The sequence below is a fragment of the Kineosporia babensis genome, from assembly GCF_021129305.1.
Lineage (GTDB): Bacteria > Actinomycetota > Actinomycetes > Actinomycetales > Kineosporiaceae > Kineosporia > Kineosporia babensis.
On the sequence record NZ_JAJOMB010000001.1, the window covers coordinates 762,810 to 787,232 of the forward strand.

General features: G+C 70.2%; 14 protein-coding genes. 11 read left to right on the forward strand and 3 right to left on the reverse strand.

Features of this window, described 5'->3' with window-relative positions; genetic code table 11:
* Window positions 1-359 precede the first annotated feature (359 nt).
* Entirely contained in the window at window positions 360-4,232 is a 3,873-nt protein-coding gene (locus LR394_RS03435) for a replicative DNA helicase (protein WP_269328491.1), read from the forward strand.
* A gap of 71 nt (window positions 4,233-4,303) precedes the next feature.
* The gene (locus LR394_RS03440) at window positions 4,304-5,161 is read left to right on the forward strand and encodes a phosphotransferase (RefSeq protein WP_231438847.1); all 858 of its coding nucleotides are present in this window, start codon (window positions 4,304-4,306) and stop codon (window positions 5,159-5,161) included.
* Here the strand turns inward: LR394_RS03440 and LR394_RS03445 are convergent.
* On the reverse strand, window positions 5,154-5,465 hold the full coding sequence (locus LR394_RS03445) for a hypothetical protein (RefSeq protein ID WP_231438848.1): 312 nt from the start codon (window positions 5,463-5,465) through the stop codon (window positions 5,154-5,156). The genes LR394_RS03440 and LR394_RS03445 overlap by 8 nt on opposite strands.
* Before the next feature lie 70 nt (window positions 5,466-5,535).
* On the opposite strand from LR394_RS03445, the gene LR394_RS03450 reads away from it, so the two are divergent.
* Together LR394_RS03450 and LR394_RS03455 are read left to right on the forward strand one after the other, a co-directional pair.
* Window positions 5,536-6,039 carry an endonuclease V gene (locus tag LR394_RS03450; protein ID WP_331283037.1) on the forward strand — a complete coding sequence of 168 codons (504 nt, stop codon included), beginning with the start codon at window positions 5,536-5,538 and terminating at the stop codon, window positions 6,037-6,039.
* Between the two features lie 37 nt (window positions 6,040-6,076).
* Window positions 6,077-7,459: an MFS transporter gene (locus LR394_RS03455; protein WP_231438849.1), complete on the forward strand. Its 1,383-nt coding sequence runs from the start codon at window positions 6,077-6,079 to the stop codon at window positions 7,457-7,459.
* Here LR394_RS03455 and LR394_RS42675 read toward each other — a convergent pair.
* The gene (locus tag LR394_RS42675) at window positions 7,456-9,735 is read right to left on the reverse strand and encodes an FHA domain-containing protein (protein WP_231438850.1); all 2,280 of its coding nucleotides are present in this window, start codon (window positions 9,733-9,735) and stop codon (window positions 7,456-7,458) included. The two genes, LR394_RS03455 and LR394_RS42675, sit on opposite strands and share 4 nt — an antisense overlap.
* 401 nt (window positions 9,736-10,136) lie before the next feature.
* Complete coding sequence (locus LR394_RS03465) at window positions 10,137-11,627, reverse strand: CCA tRNA nucleotidyltransferase (protein ID WP_407936974.1); 1,491 nt, start codon at window positions 11,625-11,627, stop codon at window positions 10,137-10,139.
* A gap of 209 nt (window positions 11,628-11,836) precedes the next feature.
* Between LR394_RS03465 and LR394_RS03470 the strand changes: the two genes are divergently transcribed.
* The 7 genes from LR394_RS03470 to trxB all read left to right on the forward strand — a co-directional run bounded on the left by LR394_RS03470 (window position 11,837) and on the right by trxB (window position 24,295).
* Window positions 11,837-12,322 carry an NUDIX hydrolase gene (locus tag LR394_RS03470; RefSeq protein WP_231438852.1) on the forward strand — a complete coding sequence of 162 codons (486 nt, stop codon included), beginning with the start codon at window positions 11,837-11,839 and terminating at the stop codon, window positions 12,320-12,322.
* Window positions 12,319-14,970: a DUF6049 family protein gene (locus LR394_RS03475; RefSeq protein WP_231438853.1), complete on the forward strand. Its 2,652-nt coding sequence runs from the start codon at window positions 12,319-12,321 to the stop codon at window positions 14,968-14,970. The genes LR394_RS03470 and LR394_RS03475 overlap by 4 nt, the downstream gene beginning before the upstream one ends.
* A complete protein-coding gene (gene murJ / locus LR394_RS03480) occupies window positions 14,967-17,525 on the forward strand; it encodes a murein biosynthesis integral membrane protein MurJ (RefSeq protein ID WP_231438854.1) in 2,559 nt (852 codons plus the stop codon). The genes LR394_RS03475 and murJ overlap by 4 nt, the downstream gene beginning before the upstream one ends.
* A 260-nt stretch (window positions 17,526-17,785) precedes the next feature.
* Window positions 17,786-20,950, forward strand: a complete 3,165-nt coding sequence (locus tag LR394_RS03485) for a hypothetical protein (protein WP_231438855.1) — start codon at window positions 17,786-17,788, stop codon at window positions 20,948-20,950.
* Window positions 20,947-21,708, forward strand: coding sequence for an RNA polymerase sigma factor SigM (sigM, locus tag LR394_RS03490; RefSeq protein WP_231438856.1), 762 nt, complete (start codon window positions 20,947-20,949; stop codon window positions 21,706-21,708). The genes LR394_RS03485 and sigM overlap by 4 nt, the downstream gene beginning before the upstream one ends.
* Before the next feature lie 2 nt (window positions 21,709-21,710).
* The gene (locus tag LR394_RS03495) at window positions 21,711-23,156 is read left to right on the forward strand and encodes a cupin domain-containing protein (RefSeq protein ID WP_231438857.1); all 1,446 of its coding nucleotides are present in this window, start codon (window positions 21,711-21,713) and stop codon (window positions 23,154-23,156) included.
* A gap of 116 nt (window positions 23,157-23,272) precedes the next feature.
* Window positions 23,273-24,295 (forward strand): thioredoxin-disulfide reductase, encoded by a 1,023-nt coding sequence (gene trxB / locus LR394_RS03500; RefSeq protein ID WP_231438858.1) that lies wholly within the window; start codon window positions 23,273-23,275, stop codon window positions 24,293-24,295.
* Window positions 24,296-24,423 lie beyond the last annotated feature (128 nt).

The window sequence follows — 24,423 nt, forward strand, 5'->3', positions numbered from 1 at the left end:
CGGACCCGCTCTTGAGCCGCCGTATGCGCCCTTTGGTAACGGTGAGGTGACCATGCACTGAATCGACGCCGGATTTCTGGCATCCACAACCCGTGGACAGCTTCGTGGCCGGTCAGAGGCTTTTGGACCCGGCCTCAGGGCCCGTTCATCCCCACTGTTATCCACAACCTGTGCACAACCCCCGGGGTTTGTCCCCAAGTTATCCACAGACTTGGCGAGGTTGTGCACCGATCCGGCTGGGGCTGTGGATACGGTCGTTGAACCCCACACCCGACGACCCGTATTTTCAGGGGGCCTGCTCGCCACCGCGATGAGTCGGTGCCGGTCCGGTGTGGAGCAACAGCTGGGAAGAGGGTCCGATGTCCATCGTCGATCTGCCTGTACCTTCCGACGACTCGGGTGGCGGCTCCGATCTCGGCCGCACCCCGCCGCAGGACGTGGCGGCCGAGCAGAGTGTGCTCGGCGGCATGATGCTCTCGAAGGACGCGATCGCCGACGTCGTCGAGGAGCTCCAGGGCGTCGACTTCTACCGCCCCGCCAACGAGCTGGTCTACGACGCCATCCTCGACCTCTACGGCCGGGGCGAGCCGGCCGACGCGGTCACCGTGGCCGCCGAGCTCACCAAGCGCGGCGAGCTGGCCAAGATCGGCGGGCCGGCCTACCTGCACACCCTGATCTCCTCGGTGCCCACCGCCGCGAACGCCGGCTACTACGCCCGGATCGTGCGCGAGCGCGCTGTGCTGCGCCGCCTGGTCGACGCCGGCACCCGGATCGTCCAGCTCGGTTACAACGGCGCCGACGGCCGCGGCGGCGGTGACGTGGAAGAGATCGTCAACTCCGCCCAGGCCGAGATCTACAAGGTCAGCGAGCAGCGCACCAGCGAGGACTACGCGGCCCTGTCCGAGGTGATCGAGGGCGCGATCGACGAGATCGAGGCCTCCAGCCACCGCGGGGACGGCCTGACCGGCGTGCCCACCGGCTTCACCGACCTGGACGCCCTGACCAACGGGCTGCACCCGGGGCAGATGATCATCATCGCCGCGCGCCCGGCGATGGGTAAGGCCCTGGCCCTGGACACCCCGCTGCCCACCCCTGGCGGCTGGACCAGCATGGGTGCGGTCCAGGTCGACGACGAACTGATCGGGGCCGACGGCAGGCCCACCCGGGTGGTCAATGCCACCGACGTCATGGTGGGCCGTCCCTGCTACGAGGTCGAGTTCTCGGACGGCACCGTCATCGTGGCCGACGCAGAACACCAGTGGCTGACCGAGACCCGATCGGCTCGCCGATCAGCGAGGAAGACCGGCCCCGAAGTCCGGACCACGGAACAGATCGCCGCAACGCTGCGCTGCGAGAGCGCCGACCAACGCCTCAACCACAGCGTCCGCATCGCCGGCGCACTGGCCTTGCCCCCGAGAGACCTCCTGGTGCCGCCGTACACCCTGGGTGCCTGGCTGGGCGACGGTACGAGCGCCTCGGCCCAGATCACTTCAGCGGACCCGGAAATCGTGATCCGTATCGAGGACGACGGGCTCGAGGTCGTGCCCAGTCAGAATGTCCAGCTGTGCTACTCGCTGAAGTTACCGGCGCCGAGCGTCGCCGAGCGCGAGTGCGTGGTCTGCGGTGTCGCCTTCACCCCGAAGGCTGCGGTCGTGCGCACCTGCGGCCAGTCGTGTGGTGGCCGGGCCAAGGCGATCTCCACGCCGGTGGATCCCGCTACCTGCGTCGACTGCGGAACTCGCATCACCGGCTTCGGTCGTTGCCAGAGCTGCCACGACAAGCTCGGCACCGTTCAGGGTCGACTGCGCACCATCGGAGTGCTGGGCAACAAGCACATCCCGGCCGAGTATCTGAGGGCCGGAGAAGCCCAGCGACGAGAACTCCTGTCGGGTCTGCTCGACACCGACGGCACGGTGCACTCCACAGGTTCCGTGCAGTTCGCGGTAACCAATCGGAGACTCGCCGAAGACGTGCAGGAACTCGTCCTGAGCCTTGGCTACCGCTGCACCATCATGTCCAAGCCGGTGAAGGGCCGCAGCGAGAAGTCCTCTGTCGCCTACACACTGAATTTCACGACCGACGATCGGGTGTTCCACCTGGAACGTAAGCACCTGCTGCACAAGGACCGGATGAGTCGCCGGTTCCAGCGCCGGAACTCCCGTTTCATCACCGCGGTCCGCCCGGTCCCGAGCGTTCCGGTGCGCTGTGTAGAGGTGGACAACCGGGATCATCTCTATCTCGCCGGCCGCACGATGATCCCCACCCACAACTCCACCTTCGGCCTGGACATCCTGCGCTCCGCCGCAATTCACCACCGGATGACGTCGGTGATGTTCAGTCTGGAGATGGGGCGCAACGAGATCACCATGCGCCTGCTCTCGGCCGAAGCGCGCATCCCGTTGCAGAACATGCGTAAGGGCACGATGCGCGAGGAGGACTGGACCCGGCTGGCCCAGACCATGGGCGACGTCAGCGAGGCGCCACTATTCATCGACGACAGCCCGAACATGTCGCTGATGGAGATCCGGGCCAAGTGCCGGCGGCTGAAGCAGCGGCACGACCTCAAGCTCGTGGTGATCGACTACCTGCAGCTGATGACCAGCGGTAAGCGGGTGGAGAGCCGGCAGCAGGAGGTCTCCGAGTTCTCCCGGGCGATCAAGCTGCTGGCCAAGGAGCTGCAGCTGCCGGTGATTGCACTGAGCCAGCTGAACCGTGGCCCGGAGCAGCGCACCGACAAGAAGCCGGCCATGTCCGACCTGCGTGAATCGGGTTGCCTCACCGCCGACACCCGGGTGCTGCGGGCCGACACCGGCGCCGAGACCACCATGGGCGAGCTGTTCGCGAACGGCGCGAAAGACGTTCCGGTCTGGTCGCTCGACGACAGTCTGCGTTACGTGAGGCGTCACCTCACACACGTCTTCGCAACCGGGACCAAGCCTGTGTTCAAGGTGCGTCTGGCGTCGGGCAAGCAGGTGCGGGCCACGGCGAACCATCCGTTCCTGACCTATGAGGGCTGGCGGCCGATAGGTGAGCTGGCGGCGGGGGCGCGAGTGGCCACGCCTCGTCATGTCATGGCGCCTGAGCTGGTCGGTACGTGGGACGACGACAGGGTGGTGATGCTGGCCCACCTGCTCGGGGACGGTTCCTTCGTGAAGCGTCAGCCGATCCGCTACGCGAGTGTCGACGAGGCCAACCTGACGGCGGTCACCGAGGCTGCCAGGCACTTCGGGATCACAGCCGTGCGCGACGAGCACGCCGCCGCCAGGGTGACCACGCTGCGTCTCCCTGCGCCCTACCAGCTCACTCACGGCAAGCGGAATCCGATTGCGGCATGGCTCGACGAGCTCGACCTTTTCGGTCTTCGCAGTCACGAAAAGTTCGTGCCTGAGCAGGTCTTCTCGTTGCCCAAGCGGCAGATCGCCCTGTTCCTGCGTCACCTGTGGGCCACCGACGGCTCGGTCACGGTGAACCGGACCGGCCGGGGCGGCCGGGTCTACTACGCCTCGACCAGCCGGCGGATGCTGGACGATGTCACCCGGTTGCTGCTGCGGTTCGGTATCTCGGCCCGGATCAGGAACGCCACACCGAAAGAGGGGTACCGCCCCGGACATACCCTCGACATCTCCGGGGTGGACGACCAGCGGCGCTTCCTCAACGAGATCGGGGTACACGGTCTGCGCGGCCAGTCCGCGGCTCAGTTGCTCGAGATCGTGAAGGATGTGCCGGCCAACCCGAATGTCGACACAGTTCCCAAGGAGATCTGGGATCGGGTACGCACGGTGCTGGTGGAGCAGAACATGAGCCACCGCCAGTTCGCCGCAGCGATGGGCACGCAGTTCGGCGGTGGTTCGATGTGGAAGCACGCGCCGAGCCGGCAACGTCTGGGCCGGGTTGCCTCTCTGCTGGGTGATGCGGACCTGGAAATGCATGCGCTGAACGACGTGCTGTGGGACACGATCGTCGCGATCGAGCCGGACGGTGTCGAAGAGGTCTACGACGCAACCGTTCTCGGCAATCACAATTTCGTCGCCAACGGCATTGCCGTGCACAACAGCATCGAGCAGGACGCCGACATGGTGATCCTGCTGCACCGTGAGGACGCGTACGAGAAGGAGAGCCCGCGCGCCGGTGAGGCCGACTTCATCGTGGCCAAGCACCGTAACGGCCCGACCGACACGATCACCGTGGCGTTCCAGGGGCACTACTCGCGATTCGTGGACATGGCCCAGTAAGTCGGTCAACCGATGGACGAGGTGGCTGGTTAAGTGGACGCGGCCGGGTAGGCAGCTGGCACAGTAGCGAGATGACGTGGCAGCGGGCTCAGCGGCTGGATGCGGATCGGCTCGTGGCAGATCTGTATGCGCAGACCGGGGTTCGGCTGGTCGTCGAAGGGCCCTGCGCCGGTGGGGAAGTCGGGGCGGCCTTCGTTCGCTGGGCCGAGACCGGGCGGCGATCGGTGCTGAAGTGGCGTCCGCATTCTCGGCTCGAGGAGTTGCAGGCCGGTCCGCTCGCTGTACAGAAAGCCGCTGTCCAGGCTGGCATTCCGGCCCCAGCCACGCAGTTGTCGGCGCAGGTGGGGCATGCCGTGGCGATGGTGCAAGAGTTGCTTCCTGGCGAGAAGGTCGACCTCCTGGACGAGGATTTGCTGGACCAAGCGCTTCGGCTCAACGCGCTTCAGGCTGGGGTGCTCCGGGGGCGCGAAGACATCCCGTCCGTGAAGTTGTTCCTGCGAGAAGACGGCCCGGGGTACTGCCTGCACGAGCCCTTGCGACAGCACAGCGCCAGGGGTGCAGCGCTGGAGAGGATGATCAAGGCCGTGCCGGACAGCGAGATGCCGGCCGGAAACGATGTCGTCCACCTGGACTTTCACCCGGGCAACCTGCTGGCCTCGGGGAAGGTGATCACCGGAGTGGTGGACTGGGACGGCGCAGCGCGGGGGAACCGGGCCTTCGACCTGGTCACGCTGCGATTCGGTATCCACCACCGGGCCGACACCAACGTGACCAACCGCCTCGACGACGTCCTCAATCAGTTGCCCGAGAGCGTCCTCAAACCGGCGTGGGCACACATGAGCCTACGGATGACCGACTGGGCGATCCGGCACCACGCACCCACCGAGGTGTCCCAGTGGTTCGACCTGGCGGAACAACGGCTCAGCTGACCTGGGAGCGGTTTCGGTTACGCCACCGCCAGATCTGCTGAACGATCCAGGTCAGCGCCACCACCACGGCTGCCACGGCGCCGTTGTAGGCGATCGCGGCGGGCACGATCGTGTCCAGGCCGCCGTCTGTTGCTACCTCCATGTAGATCAGCCCACCGGCGATGATCGCCAGACTCAGTCCGAAATAGCCAGCCAGGAACCAGCCCGGTAACCGGCCCAGGAACCAGCCCACCAGGAGTGCACAGAACGCGAACGGGACGACAAACAGCGCGCCCGAAATCAGAATCCACGAATAGTCCACCACCGGCCCTCCCGGGTGAAGGGTAGGTTGCCCGGTCAGGAAATGTCCGACAGGAGACCCGAATGGAGGACGTGTGTACGCGGCTGTGGATGTCGGCTATCCACCCGGAGGCGGCGCCCGGGCAGCGCTGGTTCTGAGCGACTCTCCAGAGTTTGCGCGGCTCACGGATACCAGGGTTTCAACACTGGACGACGTGGCCCCCTACGAACCGGGCCAGTTCTACAAGCGCGAACTTCCTGCCGTGCGGGCGGTGCTTACGGAGCTGACCGAACTTCCCCGCCTGTTGGTGGTGGACGGGTTTGTGGATCTCGACCCGGAGGGCACTCCTGGCCTGGGCAGGTACGTCCATCGCGAGTTCGGGTTCACTGTGGTCGGGGTAGCGAAAACCGCCTTCCGTACGGCGAAACACGCGTTGGAAGTGCACCGTGGCGCATCGAGTCGGCCGCTGTACGTCACGTCCGCCGGTATGCCCCCGGAAGACGCTGCTGCCCTGGTGAAGAAGCTCAGCGGCCCCCACCGGATTCCCTTCGCACTGAAGGCGGTCGATCGTTTGTCCCGCGGACTCACGCAGTTCTGAAGGGGCAACCACCGCATCGGCACCTACCCTTGTCGAGGTGCCGGGGAATCAGCGTTCATTCCTGTCCGACCTGACGGTGGTGCTTCGCGGTGAGAATTTCCGCAAGCTGTTCTCGGTCCGCCTGGTGTCCCAGGCCGGCGACGGCGCCTTTCAGGTGGGCCTGGCCAGCCTGATCTTCTTCTCCCCGGAGCGAGCCACCACCCCAACCGCGGTGGCCCTCGCAGCGGTGGTCACCGTCGTCCCCTACACCCTGATCGGCCCCTTCGTCGGCGTCCTGCTGGACGTCTGGCAGCGGCGGCAGGTGCTGCTTCTGGCCAATGCCGTCCGCTCCCTGATGGTGCTCACCGTGGCGGCGATGATCCTCACCATCGGCGTGGGCCTGCCGGTGTTCCTGACCGCCCTGGCCTGCCTGTCAGTGAACCGGTTCTTCCTGGCGGGCCTGGGAGCTTCCCTGCCGCAGGTGGTGCCCCGGCACGAACTGGTCATGGCGAACGCGGTCTCGCCCACCTGCGGCACGGTGGCCACCATGGTCGGTGGGGCGATCGGTTTCAGCCTCCGTACGCTGCTCGGCCCGGGGGACGCCACCGATGCCACCATCGTGGTGATCGCCGCCCTGGCCTACGCCACTGCCTCGATGCTGGCGTTGCGAATGCCCCGCACTCTGCTCGGCCCGGAGCACAGCGCCCCGCTGAACGTCCGCTCGCTCGGCACTGTGGGCCGCGACGTCGTGGGAGACCTACGGGCCGGCGCCGTCCATGTCCGCGAGCGCCGCACCGTGGCCAACGCCCTGGCCGTGATCGGGGTGCACCGGATCGGCTACGGGATCATGACGATCACGGTGATGTTGTTGTGCCGCAACTACTTCAGCGATCCGGACAATCCGGAGGCGGGGGTGACCCTGCTGGCCCGGACGGTGGCCTCGCTGGGGGTCGGGGTGGCGGTGGCGGCGCTGGTCACCCCGGTGATGGCGGCGCGGATCGGGGCCTGGCGCTGGATCGGGGTGTGCCTGGGGATCGCGGCGGTGGTGCAGGCGATCTTCGTGGCCGATGCCGCGCTCTGGCTGCTGTATTTCGGCTCGTTCCTGTTCGGCCTGACCGGGCAGAGCATCAAGATCTGCGTGGACTCGATCGTGCAGAAGGACGTGGACGACTCGTTCCGCGGCCGGGTGTTCAGCTTCTACGACGTGGTTTTCAACGTGGCGCTGGTCTCGGCGGCGGGCCTGTCGATCCGGCTGCTGCCGGAGGACGGCTATTCGCAGATGGTGTTCATGGACATCGCTCTGCTGTTCGGTGCGGCCGGAGCCGTTTACACCTTCGTGGAGCACCGGCGGCGGGCCGGCTTGGCAGCTGCTGCAGCGCAAAGCACGAGCGGGGGCCCGGATAACCGGGCCCCCGCTCGTCAGCGGAACCTTGAGGGTTAGCCCTCGACCTCGAACACGAAGCCGGTCTCGCCACCGAGATCCACCCGGCAGCCCGGGGTGATCGTGGTGGGTACGCCCGGGTCGATGGCCTGCGGCGACTCACCCGGCAGGGTCAGCGCCGTGCCGTTCATCGCGCCCAGGTCGGTGAGCAGCACGTCCCAGCCGGAGGGCCGGATCTCGGCGTGGGTGCGCGAGACCTGGCCGGTGGAGCTGGCCACGGCGTGCAGGTACGGAGCCTCCGGGTCGGCCGAGTTGGCCTGCGGCTTCGGGTCACGGCCGAGCACGACCGGGCGGTCGAGCTCGATCCGGTCGCCGTTGTCGAAGACCAGCACGCCCAGCGGCGGGCGAGCGACCAGGATCGGCGCCTGCGGCGGAACCGTCAGGCCACAGACCCGGCACTCGGAACGGTCGGGCGAGGTGACGTGCCCGGCGTCGCACCAGACTCCCAGCAGGCGCGGCGGCTCACGCTGGCCGTCGACGTCCTGCTCGGCCGACTCCGGCTCCTCGTCGTTCTCGGCGAGGAAGTTGTTGTCCTCCTCGGCCTCGGGCTCATCGCCCTCGGGACGGAACGCGCCGGGCATGGCCGGCGGGCCGCCGAAGGCCGGGGCCTGGCCGTTGAAGCCGGAGCCGTTGAACCCACCCTGGCCGGGCGGGGCCCACGGGTTGTCGTCCTGCTGGTTCGGCCAGCCACCCATGTCGTCCGGCTGGCCCTCGTCCTCAAGCTCTTCGGCCTGGTTACGGGACCCGCGGAAGAAGGCCGGGGGGAGGTCGACCCGGGAGACCTCGGAGGGGTCCTCCTCGGGCATCGGCGAGGCCGGCGGCTCGAAGATCGAGCCGGAGCCCTGCCCCTGGGGGGCCCGGTCGGCCGGGTTGCCGAGCATCCGCGAGCCGTTGACCGGCTCGTTCTGCCCGGGCGGCGGCACCTGGTGCTCGGGGCGCAGCGAACGACCCCGCACCCGCAGCGGCAGGTCGCCGAGCGCGGGCGAACCCTGCTCCTGACCGGCCGGTTCCGGAGAGAACGCGCTGGGCGCCGCCGGTTCGGGCGAGAAGGCGCTCGGAGCGGACGGCTCCGGCGAGAACGCACTCGGTTCCGGGGAGAACGCGCTCGGCTCGGGCGAGAAGGCGCTGGGCACCGGGTCCGGCGCACCCCAGGAGGGGGACGCGGACGGAGCCTCGGGCGCCGACGGCTCGGACCGGAAGGCGGAGAACGGCTCGGCGTCGTCGGAGGCGGGCGGCCAGCCGGCCGGTACCCCACCCGGCCGCGGCTTGGGCGGAACGCCCGGTCCGTGACCGTTCAGGCCGGGGATGTCGATGCTGCCCGAGTCGGGGTTGGGCAGGTCGGCCGGTGACGGGCCGGCCGGGGAGTCGTCGGTCAGCAGGTCGTCGAAGTCGAACGACCGGGCCGACTCGTTCTCCGGACGCTCGGACGCACCCGCGGGCTCGTCCACGTCGTGCAGCTCGCCCGGATCGTCGTTCCCGCGCGAGTCGAAGAACGAGGAGGGTGCGGGGACCGGGCCGGAGCCCGAGCCGACGGAGGGCTGCGGGGTACCCGTGGCCGGGGAGTCCAGCACGGACGGCACGTGGCCGTTGACCTCACGCTGGAACCCGCCGGTGCGGGAAGGGGAGGAACCCCAGCCACCCTGCCGGGCCTCCGGGCCCGGGGCACCGGAGTAGGCCGGGGTGCGCGAGTCGCCCTCGGTCAGGTCGACGACCTTGCGCTCGGAGGCGCCGGCCGAGGCCAGGCTGAGCGAGGCGGAGTCGTCGGGGTCGGCGGCCTCGAGAGCCACCGGAGCGGCCTCGGCACCCTCGGCCGGGGCGTCGCTGTCCGCGTTCTCCGCGGAGACCAGCGTGTTCAGGGCCAGGCCGGAAACCAGCACGACCCCGGTAGAGACGGTGTAGGGCAGCTCCGCGCCGGCCTCCACGTCGCCGACCAGAACCCGGCGGGCGCCTGAGATCAGGCCCTCCAGCCAGGTGGTGGCGCCGGTGGCGTCCAGCCGGACCGGTTCACCGGCCCGCTCGAAGCACACCGGAACGCTGCCCCGGACGAGGGCGCGCACGGCGTCCACCTCGACCCGGACGATCGCGAAGCTGGGTGCGGTGCGAATGCCCCGCCGGACCAGCACGTCGAGGATCTCGTCGACGGGGGCGTCGTCGAGGGCCAGCTCCCACAGCGGCCCGGCCAGCGACCAGTCCGTCGGCGCGTCCACGACGAGCACTGTTCTCGGCGCGACCACGGCAAGGAGTTGCCCTGCGGCATAGGCGATCCCGCTTTGCACGATGACTCCTCTCCTTACTAGTAACGACTTGGTCGCTCTGCGTTGCGTATTGCCTCGTACAACGGGTAGCGCCTGATCTGGCCTCAAGTGTCCGAGGCTCCGCAACTCTAGAGTCCAGCGGGCCCGGAGGCCAACGGCGAGCCCAAAGAAAACCGACCAGGCTTACCCCATCAGGCCTAGCGGCGGCCCTTTGACGCGCCGCGACACGACCCAATTGTTGCGAATGAACGCCTCGCTCACCGCAAAACCGGGCAGTAGCTCTCAGTGACCCTTGCTCGGTCTCAGCGATCTCGCCACTCGTCCGGCGTCCACATTCTGGACAATCGGGCGGGCGCCGACCCTTCCATAGTCCACGAGTGACGGTCCGGGCGCTCCCGGTCGCGGCGTTGTGTAGCTAACGATTAGGCCGACGGGGTGGTTTCGCCGCCCGAAGGGGCGGAGGTTGCGCCGGACGGGTCATCGGCGGCCTGTTCCCGGGCCCACCAGGCCACCAGTTCCGCCTGGGCCTCGTCCGCCCCGACCTGCCCCCGGTCCAGCCGCAGCTCCTTGAGGAACTTCCAGGCCCGGCCCACCTCCGGGCCGGCCGGGATGCCGAGGATCTGCATGATCTGGTTGCCGTCCAGGTCCGGGCGCACCGCGTCCAGCTCCTCCTGGCCGCGCAGCTGGGCGATCCGCAGTTCCAGGTCGTCATAGGCCGCCGCCAGCCGGGCCGCCTTGCGCTTGTTGCGGGTGGTGCAGTCGGAACGGGTGAGCTTGTGCAGCCGGTCCAGCAGTGGGCCGGCATCGGTGACGTAGCGGCGCACCGCCGAGTCGGTCCAGGCCCCGTCGCCGTAACCGTGGAAGCGCAGATGCAGCTGCACCAGGCGGGCCACCTGCTGGGTGGTCTCCTTGTCGAAGCGCAGCGCCTTCATCCGCCGGGTGGTGAGCTTGGCGCCCTCCATCTCGTGGTGGTGGAACGAGACCCCGCCGCCCGGCTCGAACCGGCGGGTGGCCGGCTTGCCGATGTCGTGCAGGATCGCGGCCAGGCGCAGCACCAGGTCCGGCCCGGGCACCGGCCCGTCCGGGCCGTCCTCCAGCGCGATCGCCTGCTCCAGCACGATCAGCGAGTGCTCGTAGACGTCCTTGTGCCGGTGGTGCTCGTCGATCTCCAGCTTCAGCGCGGGCAGCTCGGGCAGCACCCGCTCGGCCAGACCGCTCGAGACCAGCAGCTCCAGACCCGGGCGCGGGTCGGGGGCCAGCAGCAGCTTCTCCAGCTCGACCCGGATCCGCTCGGCCGAGACGATCGAGATCCGCTCGGCCATCGCGGTCATCGCCGCCACCGCCTCCGGGGCCACGGTGAAACCGAGCTGGGCGGCGAACCGGGCCCCGCGCATCATCCGCAGCGGGTCGTCGCCGAACGAGACCTCCGGGGCCCCGGGGGTGCGCAGCGTGCGCGCCGCCAGGTCGTCCAGCCCGCCGTAGGGGTCGACGAAGGTCATCGCGGGCAGTTCCAGGGCCATCGCATTGACGGTGAAGTCGCGGCGCAGCAGGTCGGCCTCGAGCGTGTCGCCGAAGGCCACCTCGGGCTTGCGGGAGTCCTCGCGGTACACGTCGGCCCGATAGGTGGTGACCTCGACCACGTGATCGCCCTTACGGGCGCCGATCGTGCCGAACGCCTTGCCGATGTCCCAGTGCGCATCGCCCCACTCGCGCAGCAGCCGGACTGTCTCCTCGGGCCGGGCGTCGGTGGTGAAGTCGAGGTCCGGGCTGTCCCGGCCCAGCAGCGCGTCGCGGACCGGGCCGCCGACCAGCGCGAGCCGGTGACCGGCGGCGGTGAAGACGGAGCCGAGGTCGGTGAGCAGGGCCTGGAGCGGGACCAGCCGGGCGACGGCCGCCCGGCGGGCTTCGGTCACGTGGTCGGAGGAGGTCTGGGGCACGAGTCCCAAGCGTGCCAGATGGCCGCAGCGGGCCGGGGCGCCCCGATGCCGCCCGCGCAGCACGGGAATTGCCTTCCGGTGCCGCTCTCGGGACGATAGTTCCGGATTGTGCTCCCCTGTCCGGTGGCCAGCACGCCCGGCCCGGGGAGGACGGAAGACGTCCGCCGACCCTTAAAGTGAGGCGCATGCCTCGACCATCTCGGCCCCCGCACGGGCCGCGCCGGTCGCTGCCGACCGTGGAGGAGACCTCGGCCGGTGGCCTGGTCGTCGACCGCTCGGGGCCGGCGCCGGCCGGAGCGGTGATCGCCCGGCTGAACCGGGCCGGGCGGGTCGAGTGGTGCCTGCCCAAAGGGCACCTGGAACTGGACGAGACGCCCGAACAGGCGGCAATCCGGGAGATCGAGGAGGAGACCGGGATCCAGGGCCGGATCGTTCACGGTCTGGGCACGATCGACTACTGGTTCTCGGTCGAGGGCAAACGGGTCCACAAGCACGTGCATCATTACCTTTTGCTGGCCACCGGAGGTCAGCTGAGCACCGAGGGCGATCCGGACCACGAGGCGATCGACGTGGCCTGGGTTCCGCTCGGCGAAATGGACGAACGACTGGCGTTCCCCAACGAACGCCGGATAGCCCGTGAGGCGAGTGTGCGACTCCTGGATTCGGCGTGAAGAACCTGACGAGGCTGCGTCAGGGTTTCGGCGCCGGTGTGATCGGCCTGTCCGTGCTGCTGGGCCTGCTCGGCCCGGCGGCTTCGCCTGCCCAGGCGGCGGAGCTGAGACCGGGCCGAGAGGCTTCGGAGCTCGCTCCCGAAGCCGAGGCCGAGACCGCGAAGAGCACCGGCACGACCGCGAAGGCGGCGGCCCGGGGTAAGCGGCTCAAGATCACGCTGACCCAGGTCACTCCCACCTCGCTGACCTACCAGGACGACCTGGTGGTCACCGGCACGGTGCACAACCCGGGTGCCAACGCGGTGAAGAACCTCGAGGTCGGGCTGCGCCTGGGCTACTCGGCCCTGGCCGGCCGGGACGCGGTCGCCGACTGGGTCGGCAACGGCGACATCGCCCTGACCAGCGACCAGAAGACCGAAGAGGTCCTCGACGTGCCGGCCAAGGGCACCGCCCAGTTCCGGCTCACCGTGGCCAAGGGCAACATCGGCATGTCCTCGTTCGGGCCCCGCCCGTTCTCGCTGGTGGCCACCACGAAGCAGGGCCGGCAGCTGGACGCGCTGCGCTCCACCGTGGTCTGGGCCCCGCAGGGCAGCGAGTCCAAGGTCGGGCTGAGCATGCTGGCCGCCCTGACCTCGACCAGCCCGTCCACCACGGCCGGCCTGGCCACCGAGGAGGCCGCGGCCGAGCTGCTGCCGAACTCGCGGCTGAGCCGGATCCTGGCCGCCACCGAGGACAAGTCGATCGGCTGGGCTGTCGACCCGGCCCTGCTGTCCTCGGCGATGGCCCTGCGCGACAACGGGATCACCGAAGTGGTGGACGAGAGCGAAACTCCCACCGAGGAGGAGACCGAGACCCCGTCGCAGTCTCCGCCGCCCCCGGACGCTCCCGAGGGCGAGACCGGTGAGCTGGACGATCTGGGGATCAGCAACGAGTCGGCCAGCACGGCCGGTGAGACCTGGCTGAACCGGATCTCCGGCGGCCGGGACCAGCGCACCGTGATCGGCCTGCCGTACGCCGACACCGACCTGAACTCGCTGCTCAAGGGCGGCGACAGCGCGGCCCTGCTGCGCCAGTCGGACAAGCTGGGCGAGGCGATCGAGAAGGAGGCCCTGGGCAAGACCCTGTTCTCCCGGATCGTCTGGCCCGCCGACGGCGTGGTCTCCAACCAGGCGATCGACGGCCTGGTCGAGACCCGGCACAGCTCGGTGATCCTTTCTGCCGCCCAGCAGCAGCCCGCCGAGGAGCTCAGCTACACCCCCAGCGGCCGCAGCACGCTGCGCAGCAAGCAGCACGACAAGGAGATCACCGGGCTGCTGTACGACCCGCAGCTGTCCAGCCTGTTCGAGGGTTCCGGGCAGCCCGGCGGGGCCCAGAGCACGCAGACCATGCTGGCCACGCTCGCCGCGATCAGCGCCGAGGCGACGCCCGGTCAGGAGACCCGCCAGCTGCTGGCGGTGGCCCCGCGCGACTGGGACCCGAACCCGAACGAGGTCCGGCGCCTGATCGCGGCGCTGGAGGAGGTCTCCTGGGTCGAGCTGAGCAGCCTGAAGAAGCTGGGCGCGAGCACCGCCGTGGACCGCAAGGCCCACGCCTACGGCAAGAAGGCCGCCGGCGCGGAACTGCCCAAGGGCAACCTGAGCACCGCGCTGGCCCTGGACCGCGACCTCAAGAGCATCGCCCCCGGCCTGATCAGCAACCAGGACGAGGTGCAGCGGCTGGAACAGCGGATCACCTCGCTGCTGTCGTTCGCCTGGCGCTCGGACCAGCAGGCCCAGGCCGAGGCCCGCAGCTCGGTGATGGAGGACGTGGGGGCGGTCAGCGGCGGAGTCCAGCTGCTGATCGGCGACGACAAGGTGTTCACCGCCCGCTCCGCACCGATCCAGGTCACCGTGGTCAACAACACCGACTACGAGTTCCGCGGCTGGGTCAGCTTCCGGGCCCGCTCGGGGCAGCTGAAGGTGGACGCCCAGCCCGAGCCGGTGACCATCGCCGCCCGGCACCGGCAGTCGTTCCGGGTCGAGGCCCGGGCCATCGCCACCGGTGACGTGCTGGTCGACGCCACCCTGATCGCCGGTGAGGGCGCCGAGGCGATGAAGGTCGGCTCCGCGCAGACCTTCGAGGTCAAGGTCCGGCCCAACTGGGAGAGCTGGGGCATGATCGGGATGGCCGTCCTGCTCAGCCTGCTCCTGCTGGTCGGCCTGCTGCGCAGCTTCCGCCGCAACCGCAAGCGTCCCAAGGTGCCGCTGAACACCATCCCCGACGTGGACGACGAGGTCACCCGCGCCTCCCGCAAGGCGGCCCGGGAGGCCGCCAAGGCGGCGGCCGAGCAGGCCGCCCGCAAGGAGGGCGAACCCGGCCCGGAGACCAGTCCGATGTCCCGGATCAGCGACATCCCCGACCTGCCGGATCGCTCCGGACAGCTCGGTGTGACCGACGACGCATCGGCAAAACCGTCGATTGGCGCAACGAACGGGAGCCGACCAGGCTCAACTGTCGGGAACGACGAACCTCGGGCTCCCGGCACCGGATCAGCCTCCGGGAAACCGGAGCGCCCGCGGGGTATGCATGAGCAGTCCAATTCGGTACCGACGATGGCCGCGAAGGGAGCGGAGCGTCGCAGCCCGACGATGCCGAAGGAGAACAGGTGAGCGGGTGGCGGCCGGACGATGCCGCGCATCCACCCGATCCTGATCGGCCGATGCGCCCGCGAAGAACTGACAACCCGTACGAAGAGCCCTACGAGCAGTTGCCGGAAGACCCGTACGCCGAAGATCCGTACGCGGCGCAGCGGGAGGCCGAGTACGTGGCGAAGCACGACGACCAGTCCGCCGACCCGGAGTACAACGGGCCGGCGGACGCATGGTGGAACCAGCCGGTGTCCCCGGCCGAGCCGACCCGCCCGATGCAGCACGACCGTCCCCGTCGGGCCCGCCGTCAGGAGCAGCAGGAGGTCTCCCCCTCCGAGCCGACCCGGCGGGTCCGGCCGTACCGGCCTGAGCAGGCGCGGTACACCGATTCCCCGGAGCCGGGCGGGCAGCCGCCTTACGGGCAGGACTTCGAACCAAAGGACGATCGCGGCCAGTACGAGAGCTTCGACGAGTACGCGACGGGTGAGTCACCGGTCGGCGGTTCCTCCGAGCCGTACGACCAGTCGCGCGAGGCCGACTACAACCAGCCCTACTTCCACGCACTGGACCCGGAGACCCCGGCACCGCGAGCGTCCACTCGTAGGGGTTGGCGTTCCCCGCCGCCCTCCACCCCGCCGAGTAAGCACTACGACCTGTCCGGCCTCGACCCGGCCGAGCTGACCGGTTCGCTGAGCCTGCTGGGGCTGGAAGGCCCGGTTCAGCCGGCCGACATAACCCGGCCGATCCAGGCCATCCAGGCGCCGATCGCACGCGCCCCGCGCCGGCCGATGCCCCCTACGGCGCCGCCGCTGCGCCCGCGCGATCGCAATCGGGGGTACGTCGAGCCGGAGGAGCTCGAGGAAGAACCGCTCGAGGCCGAGCCGGAGGCGGAGGCCAAACCGGCCTCCCGCACGTCGTCGCTGCTCGGCAGCAGCGCGCTGATGGCCGCCGGTACGGCGGTCTCGCGGGTACTGGGCTTCGTTCGGGCTGCGGTCCTGGTGGCCGCCGTGATGCCGGATTCGAACGGTGTCGCTGACGCGTTCTCGGTCGCCAACATCATGCCCAACGCGCTGTACATCCTCCTGGCCGGAGGTGTGCTGAACGCGGTGCTGGTGCCCCAGATCGCCAAGGCAGCCCGGCAGCCGGACGGCGGCGAGGACTACATCAACCGCCTGCTCACCTCGGCACTGGCGCTGCTCGTGGTGGTCACTGCCGTGGTCACCCTGGCCTCACCGCTGCTGGTGCGGGTGTACAGCAGCGCCGATCCGGCCTCGGACGTCTTCGCCCTGGCCACGGCATTCTCGCTGTGGTGCATGCCCCAGGTGTTCTTCTACGGCTTGTACACCCTGCTCGGACAGGTGCTCAACGCGCGCGGCTCGTTCGGGGCGTTCATGTGGGCCCCGGTGGTCAACAACATCGTCTCGATCGTTGGCCTGGTCATTTTCATCGCCCTCTACGGCCGGGGCATTCAGCCGGTCGACACCTGGGACACCACCAAGATCTTCATCCTGGCGGCCAGCCAGACCCTCGGGGTCGCCGCCCAGGCCGTGATCCTGATCCCGCTGCTCAAGCGCAACGGGGTCCGCTACCGGCCGAAGTTCGGCCTCCGCGGGGTCGGTCTGGCCTCGGCCAGCCGGGTGGCCGGCTGGACCTTCGCCGCAGTGGTCGTGCAGCAGCTCGCCTTCGTGGTGATCTCCAGGGTCACCACGATCGCCTCGGATCTGCTCAAGGACCGGCCGGAAGCCGCGATCAAGACCGGCAAGGTGATCTACGACAACGCTCAGCTGCTGTTCATGCTGCCGCACTCGCTGGTGGCGGTCTCGCTGGTGACGGCCCTGTTCACCCGGATGGCGAACGCGGCCTCGGAGAACCGGATCCGGGACGTGCGGGCGGACCTCTCGCTGGGTCTGCGGCTGACCGGTCTGGCCACCGTGGTCTCGACCGCGGCGATTCTGGCCCTGGGACCGTTCATCACCGCCTCGATGTTCCCGGGCAACGACCGCGCCGACACCACCGGTATCGCCTACGTGGTGATGGCGATGGCCCTGGGTCTGGTCCCGTTCAGTGCTCAGTATCTGTTCCAGCGGGTCTTCTACGCCTTCGAGGACGCCAAGACGCCTTTCTTCATCCAGGTCGCCGCCAGCGCCACCTGGGCCACCGGCAACCTGGCCTCGTTGTTCCTGCTGCGCGACAGCGCCCCCGAGTACATCGTGGTCGGCGTTGGTGTCTCGATGGCTGCGGCCAACCTGGTCGGGGCCGGGCTGTCTTACACGATCCTGCGCCGCCGGTTCGGCGACCTGGACAGCCATCAGGTGGTGCGGGCGCACGTCGAGATGATCGTGGTGGCCGCGATCGGTGGGGCGATCGCCTGGCTGCTGGCCCAGTCCACCGTTTCGATCCTGGGTGACAGCTGGATCGCCTGTGTGATCGCCGCTGCGATCGGCGGCATCTCGCTGCTGGTGATCTACGTGGCCGGCCTGCGCCAGCTCGGGGTTGCCGAGATCGAGGACGTGATGGGCCCGGTGCTGCGCCGGCTGCCGTCCACACCGAAGGAACTGGCCCGGCACGCCCGCTGATCCCCGCCCGCCGGTAACCGTGTGTGCCCGCGAGTTTGCACGTGTCACATCTAACGGGCGGAAACGGCCCCGAAAGTATCGTGATGCGGACGACATCTCGTTCCGGGCGAGTGGGCCAACTACGATGGAATACGGATCCGTGCGGAGAGTTCGCCGCAGTCCCGGCCCACTCGGGCGCGCGCTGCGGGCGACCTCGTCCGGCACAGGTCTCACCGGTACGCGGAATGTGTACTGCCATCGGGCTGGAAGGAGCGCCGGGCTTGTCCAACGCCACCCGGGGCACCGTCCTGGCGGGCCGGTACCGGCTCGAGGACAGGTACCACGCCAATACCGACTCGTCGGTCTGGCGAGCCGCCGACCTGACTCTCGACCGCCCGGTCACGGTGCGGGTGATGCGCCCGGGCCACCCCTACGCGGCCGATGTGGCCGACGCCGCCCGCCGGGCCGCCCTGATCGACGATCCGCGGCTGGTGCGGGTACTCGACGTGGGCTCCGACGGCGATGTCACCTTCATGGTCAGCAGCCACGTCGACGGCGACTCGCTGGCCACCCTGATCGAGCGCGCCCCGCTGGCTCCACCGGTGGTGCGGCGCATCGTCGGTGAGGTGGCCCAGGGGCTGCGCGGTGCGGCCGCCCGGGGTCTGCACCACCTGCGGCTGACCCCTCGTTCGGTGATCGTCTGCTACGACAACACGATCAAGATCAGCGGAGTGGCGGTCGAGGCAGCCGCGGCCGGGCTCGACCCGACCAGCGCCGCCCAGGCCACCCGGGTGGACGCGCTGGGCCTGATCGGGCTGCTCTACGCCGGGCTCACCGGGCGCTGGCCGCTGGGCGACACGGGCTTCCCGCCGGCGCCGCGGGCGAACGGCGGTGGCCCGATCGCCCCGACCGAGCTGGTCCCCGACATCCCGGGTGACCTGAACCGGCTCTGCCTGCTCACGCTCGGCCCGATGGACAGCGGCCCGCACTCCCCGGCCGAGGTGGTCGGGATGCTGTCGCCGTGGCCCACCCCTGAAGAAGCTCCGCTGCGCTCGGCCACCCGTCCGCGGGACCCAGCCACGCCGGCCACCCCCAACCCGGCCCTGGTGATGCGCGGGCGTACCCCCGCTTCCGGTTTCCGGCCCGGCGGCCCGGTGACGTCGGGACCGACCGGCGCACCGGCGTCTCCCATCAGCAAACGCCCCGCGGCCCCCGCGCCGGCGTCCCCCGCCGCTTCTACCGAGGAAGATCCGGACCGCACCGTGGCCTCCTGGCCGCCCCCGAGCGGCGAACTGTTCGACCCCCGTCGACGCGACCGGCAGGAGGGAAACCCCGACCCGGACGCCACTTTGCCGCCCAGCGCAGGCAGCATGTTCGCCTCGCTGCGCCGCGACGAAGCCCCGCCGGCGCGAGCCGAGGCAGCACCAGCGCGAGCCGAGGCAGCGCGGCCGATCGAACGACCGGACCAGCAGCTGAACCGCCGTCCGGCGACTTGGCCCAGCGGCGCCACCACGCAGCGGGCCGCGCAGCCACCGGCTGCGTCGGAGGACGTCACCCGTCCCGGGCAGGCGCGTCCTGGAGCCCCGGCCCAGCAGCCCACCGCCCAGCCGCGTTCCCGGCGTACCGCCTCGATGTTTCCCACCCCGAGCGTCGCCATAACGGGGTCGATGCCGCTGCCGCCGCGGGTGAAGACCAGCGAGCGCACCGATGCCCTGTTCGGCGAGGAGCAGCAGCAGAAGGCTCTGCCCGCGGCCGGCCCGCAGAACCCGTCGGCCCCCCAGCGTCAGCCCCAGCAGCCGCAACAGTCTCAGCAGCGGCCGCCGGCCCGGCCGCTGGAGGCTGCGCCCAGCCCGCAGCGGGCCGAGGGCCAGCAGTACCCGCCGATGGCAGCTCCGCTACGGCCCCAGCGTCCGCTGAGCAACCCGGCCGCCGCGGCCCGGCCTGCGCAGCAGCCCGCTTCATCCCAGCCGGAACCGCGGTCACAGAGCAACCGTCAGGCCCGCCGCACGGCTTCGCTCTTCCCCACGCCCAGCGTGGCCATGACGGGGTCGATGCCGCTGCCGCCCCGGGGTCAGGCCCGGGGTCGGACCGAGGCGCTCTTCGGCGACATCGACCCGGCGGTGGACACCCAGATCACCCCCGCGCCGCTGCAGGCCGTCGAGCGCGCCCAGCAGGCCGCCCAGCAGCGGGCCGCGCAGCAGCAGGCGGCCCGGACCGGACAGCCGTCCGCGCAGCCGCGCCGGCCCTCGCCGATCGCCCAGTTCGCCCAGCCGCCGCGCACCGACCAGTCGGCCAACCCGCTCGACAGCGGGCCGATCGTCACCGCCGCCGCGGCCCGTACCGCCGCCGGGATGCGGGCCGGCCGGCCCACCTCACGGCCCATCGAGGGGCCCGAAGCCGGTCAGCCCGAGCCGAACCCGGTGGCCCGGCCGATCGTGCCGGGAGCCGCGCCGTCCCTCTTCGCCTCACCCCACCTGTCCGCGGCCAACCCGACGGCCGGCCACCCGGCCGCGACCGGCCCGGGTGCCGGTGGTCCCGGGTTCGGCGACGCGCCCGCGAGTGGACTGGCATCGCCGCACGAGGCAGGCCAGCATGCCGGGATGGGTTCCGAGCGCGCGGCCGGTCCTGGACGTCACCGCGGACCGGCCGAGGGTCGCGCCCCGGCTGCCGCGAACTCCCGGCTGCCCTGGGAGGACGGCTGGTCGTCCAACCCGGGCGCGGCCACCCCGCCCTCGCCCCTGGAGTCCAGCGGGCCGTTCCCGATCGTCATCCCGCCCGACGCCCCGCCGAAGGACCAGTCCCGCAAGGTGCTGATCGGCATCCTCGTGGTGTTCGTGGTGCTGCTGGTGCTGGCCGCCTGGTCGCTGCGCGGCCTGTTCGGCGGCACCGTGGACGCCGCCGGGGGCCCGCGCGAACAGGGCCCGGTCCTGACCACCGCGCCGGTCGCCAGCTCCACCGGCCCGGATCCGGAGACCAGCGCGGCCGTGGTCGAGCCGAGCGCCACCGAAGAGCCCGAGCCGATCGAGATCGTCACCGCTTCGGCCCTCGACCCGCAGGGTGACGGGGACGAGGACTCGGCCGCCGCCCCGCGCGCGGTGGACGGCGACGAGGACACCACCTGGCGCTCCGACCGCTACCAGAGCGCCTCGTTCGGCGGCCTGAAGAAGGGTCTGGGACTGGCGATCGAACTGCAGGCGGCCGCGGCGGTAAGCTCCGCTCAGATCGATGTCGCCGGAACCGGGGGCAGCGTCCAGCTGCGCGCTGCCGACGAACCGGAGTACGAGGGATCGACCTCGCTGGGTTCGGGGTCGTTCGAGGACGGCACGGTCACCGTCGACGCCAAGGACGACGTCGATCCCGCCAAGTACGTCATTGTGTGGTTCACCGAGCTCCCGGCAGTGGAGAGCGGGTACCGGATGGAAGTCTCCGAGGTGCGATTGACGTGAGTGACGACGGCGAGGTCGACGACCGTCGCCTGATCGCCGCCCACCTCACCGGCGACCCGGACGCCTTCTCGACGATCGTCCGACGGCACGCCGACCGCCTCTGGGCCGTCGCTCTGCGCACCACGGGCGATCCGGAAGAGGCCGCCGACGCCGTGCAGGATGCGATGGTCTCGGCGCTGCGTTACGCCGACCACTATCGGGGCGACGCCGCGGTGAGTACCTGGCTGCACCGGATCGTGGTGAACGCGTCGCTGGACCGGTTGCGGCGGCGGGCGGCCCGGCCGAGCGTGCCGCTGGGCGAGCGTGATGTCGAGGCCGGTGGCGATCAGCACGCGGCCACCCTGGCCCGCCTGGATGTCCGGGCGGCCCTGGCGAAACTGCCCGAGGCCCAGCGGGTCGCCCTGGTCCTGGTCGACCTGGAAGACGTTCCGGTGGCCGAGGCGGCGCAGTTGCTGGGTGTGGCGGAAGGCACGGTGAAGTCCCGCTGCTCGCGGGCCCGGGTCGCCCTGGCGCAGTTGCTGCGCGGGGGCAGCGGTGCTGCGGCAGCGGCCCGGCCCGCAGGTCAGGGCCATGCCCAGCGTTCTGACCGGACCAGCCCGGCAGCCCCCGGATTCATCGGTGAGGCACGCCCGAGCCCGTACCGCAACGACCCGTACGAGGCCGAACCCGATCAGCGCACGGGGAACCCCAGGGGCGGCGGCAACGTCAGATCGCAAGAGCCCCCGAGGGGACACAGCCGAGCAGGAGAAGGTTGGTGAGCATGCCCGCGCATCCGGAGGACGAGCTTCTGGCCGACCTCGCTGCCGATGTCCTGCCCATCGACGTGGCCCGGCAGGTCGAGACGCACGTGATGGGCTGTGCGCGGTGTTCCCAGGTACTGGCCGACGCCGAGAGCGTGCGCGCGATGCTGCGTCAGGCCCCGCCCGAGGCGATGCCGCGTGAGGTGCTGGGCCGGCTGGAACAGGCCTTCACCGCAGTCCGGCAGGGTCAGGAACCGCAGCCGATGCCCCGCCGTGCCCAGGCCGGCCCGATGCGGCGTGACTCCCGGGCCGCATCGGGTGCTCACACCGGCCCGCAGACCCAGCGTCCGCGGTCCAAGCCCGGCCCGGAGCAGACCCAGCGTCCCCGTCAGAGCACGGGCCAGAACGCCGGACCGGAGCAGACTTCCTGGCCGCGGCCGAACCAGCAGTCCTCCCGACCGGAGCAGGAGACCACCCAGTGGCCCCGCCCCGGCCAGGAGCAGGATCCGGACCAGACGCAGCGCCCCCAGCAGCCGGTCCACTCCAACCCGCAGCGCCCGGCCGAACTGGACCGGAGCTCGCAGAACTCCTCCTCGTACCGCGTGCGCTCGTTCAAGCGCCAGGAGGCCGAGGACGCCTACCCCGTCGACGGCCCGACCGCGCTGCACCCGGCGGTCCGTGACGACAACCACGACCCGGAGCTCACCCAGCCGGTGCGCAAGCGCCGCCGGGTGGCACCGGCCTCCGAGCAGCAGTCGGCGCTGAGCCAGATGACCCAGCAGATCCGCCCGGTGCGCGACAAGGGCCCGGCCAAGCTGACCCGGATGGACTCCACCCAGACCATCCGGGTGCGCCGGCAGGCGATGGAGGAGCAGAAGGCCGACGTGCCTTCGCGCTGGCCGAAGATCTCTCCGGGGATCGCGGCCGCCGCTCTGCTGGTGATGGCCCTGGTCGGTGGCGTGGGCGCCTGGCAGGTACTCGGTGGCGGCGCGGGAGGAGACTCCGGCGAGGGGGCCTCCACAGCGGCCGGCAGCGCCGACGCTGCGCCGATGATCACCTCGGTGCAGGAGACCGGCACGAAGTACCAGGAGGACGATCTGCCGGCCCAGATCGGCCAGCTGGTGAAACAGCGCAACGCGACCCTGTCCACCGAGTCGGGCGACGCGTCCTCCAGTTCGTCCGAAGGCACCCTGAAAGCCCAAGAAAAGGACGAGGCGGCCGCCGAGGGCGGTGCCGTGGCGGACAACCAGTTGCTGAAGGACCCCGAGGCCCTGCAGGCCTGCCTGAAGGCGATCGACCGGGAGGGCACCCAACCGGTCGCCGTGGACCTGGCCACCTACGACAACCGTGAGGCGGCATTGATCGTGCTGCCGGGTACGAGTGGTGGATACGACGTATGGATCGTGGCCAGAACCTGTCAACCTGGTGACGACGGCACCATCGACGTGGTCGAAGTGAACTCGTGAGCCACCTCTGAGCTGGGGCTTTCTCAACTGCCTGCGCAAGCGCCGGGCCGGGAACACCACGATCACCGCGACGGTTGCAACAGCGAGCAGGCAATAGCCATGGACTTGGAGAAGACGTGAGCGACGTCAGGAACGTCATCATCATCGGTTCGGGACCGGCGGGGTACACCGCGGCTCTCTACGCGGCCCGTGCGAACCTGAACCCCCTGGTCTTCGAGGGTTCGGTGACCTCCGGCGGCGCTCTGATGAACACCACCGAGGTGGAGAACTTCCCCGGTTTCCCGGAGGGCATCCAGGGCCCGGAGCTGATGGACAAGTTCCGCAGCCAGGCCGAGAAGTTCGGTGCCGAACTGATCCCGGACGACGTCACCTCCCTGCGCGCCGTCGGTGACCTCAAGGAGGTCAAGCTCCACGACGGCACCACCTACCTGGCCAAGGCCGTGATCCTGGCCACCGGGTCGGCCTACCGCGAGCTCGGCCTGCCGAAGGAGAAGGTGCTCTCCGGCCACGGCGTGAGCTGGTGCGCCACCTGTGACGGCTTCTTCTTCCGCGAGCAGGACATCGCCGTGGTCGGCGGCGGCGACTCCGCGCTCGAGGAGGCCACCTTCCTGACCCGGTTCGCCAAGACGGTCACGGTGGTCCACCGCCGCGACTCGCTGCGCGCCTCCAAGATCATGCAGGAGCGCGCCACGGCCAACCCGAAGATCCGCTGGGCCTGGAACAGCGAGGTGGTGGACATCCACGGTGACGCGAAGGTCTCCGGCGTGCGGCTGCGGGACACCGTGACCGGCGAGGAGCGCGACCTGGACATCACCGGCCTGTTCGTGGCGATCGGCCACGACCCGCGCACCGACCTGATCAAGGGCCAGCTGGAGCTGGACGACGCGGGCTACATCAAGGTCGAGGGCCGTTCCTCGCGAACCAGCGTGGCCGGGGTCTTCGCCTGCGGTGACGTGGTCGACCACGAGTACCAGCAGGCCATCACCGCCGCCGCCTCCGGCACCACGGCCGCCCTGGACGCCGAGCGCTTCCTCGCCGCCCTGGACGACGTGCAGTCCGGCCTGGACAACGGCGCGCAGGCGAGCGCGGCCAAGGAGCGCACCGAGACGGTCGCCAACTGGAGTTCCGTGGTCCACTGAGACCGCTGCGACGGGCCCGCAACTCGCGGGCCCGTCTTCCCCGGCGCAGGCTCGCGCCTGGGGCATCATCGTCCGGGCCGTCGCTTCGCCACGGACCTGATACTGCTGAAATTGCTTGACCGCCCGCC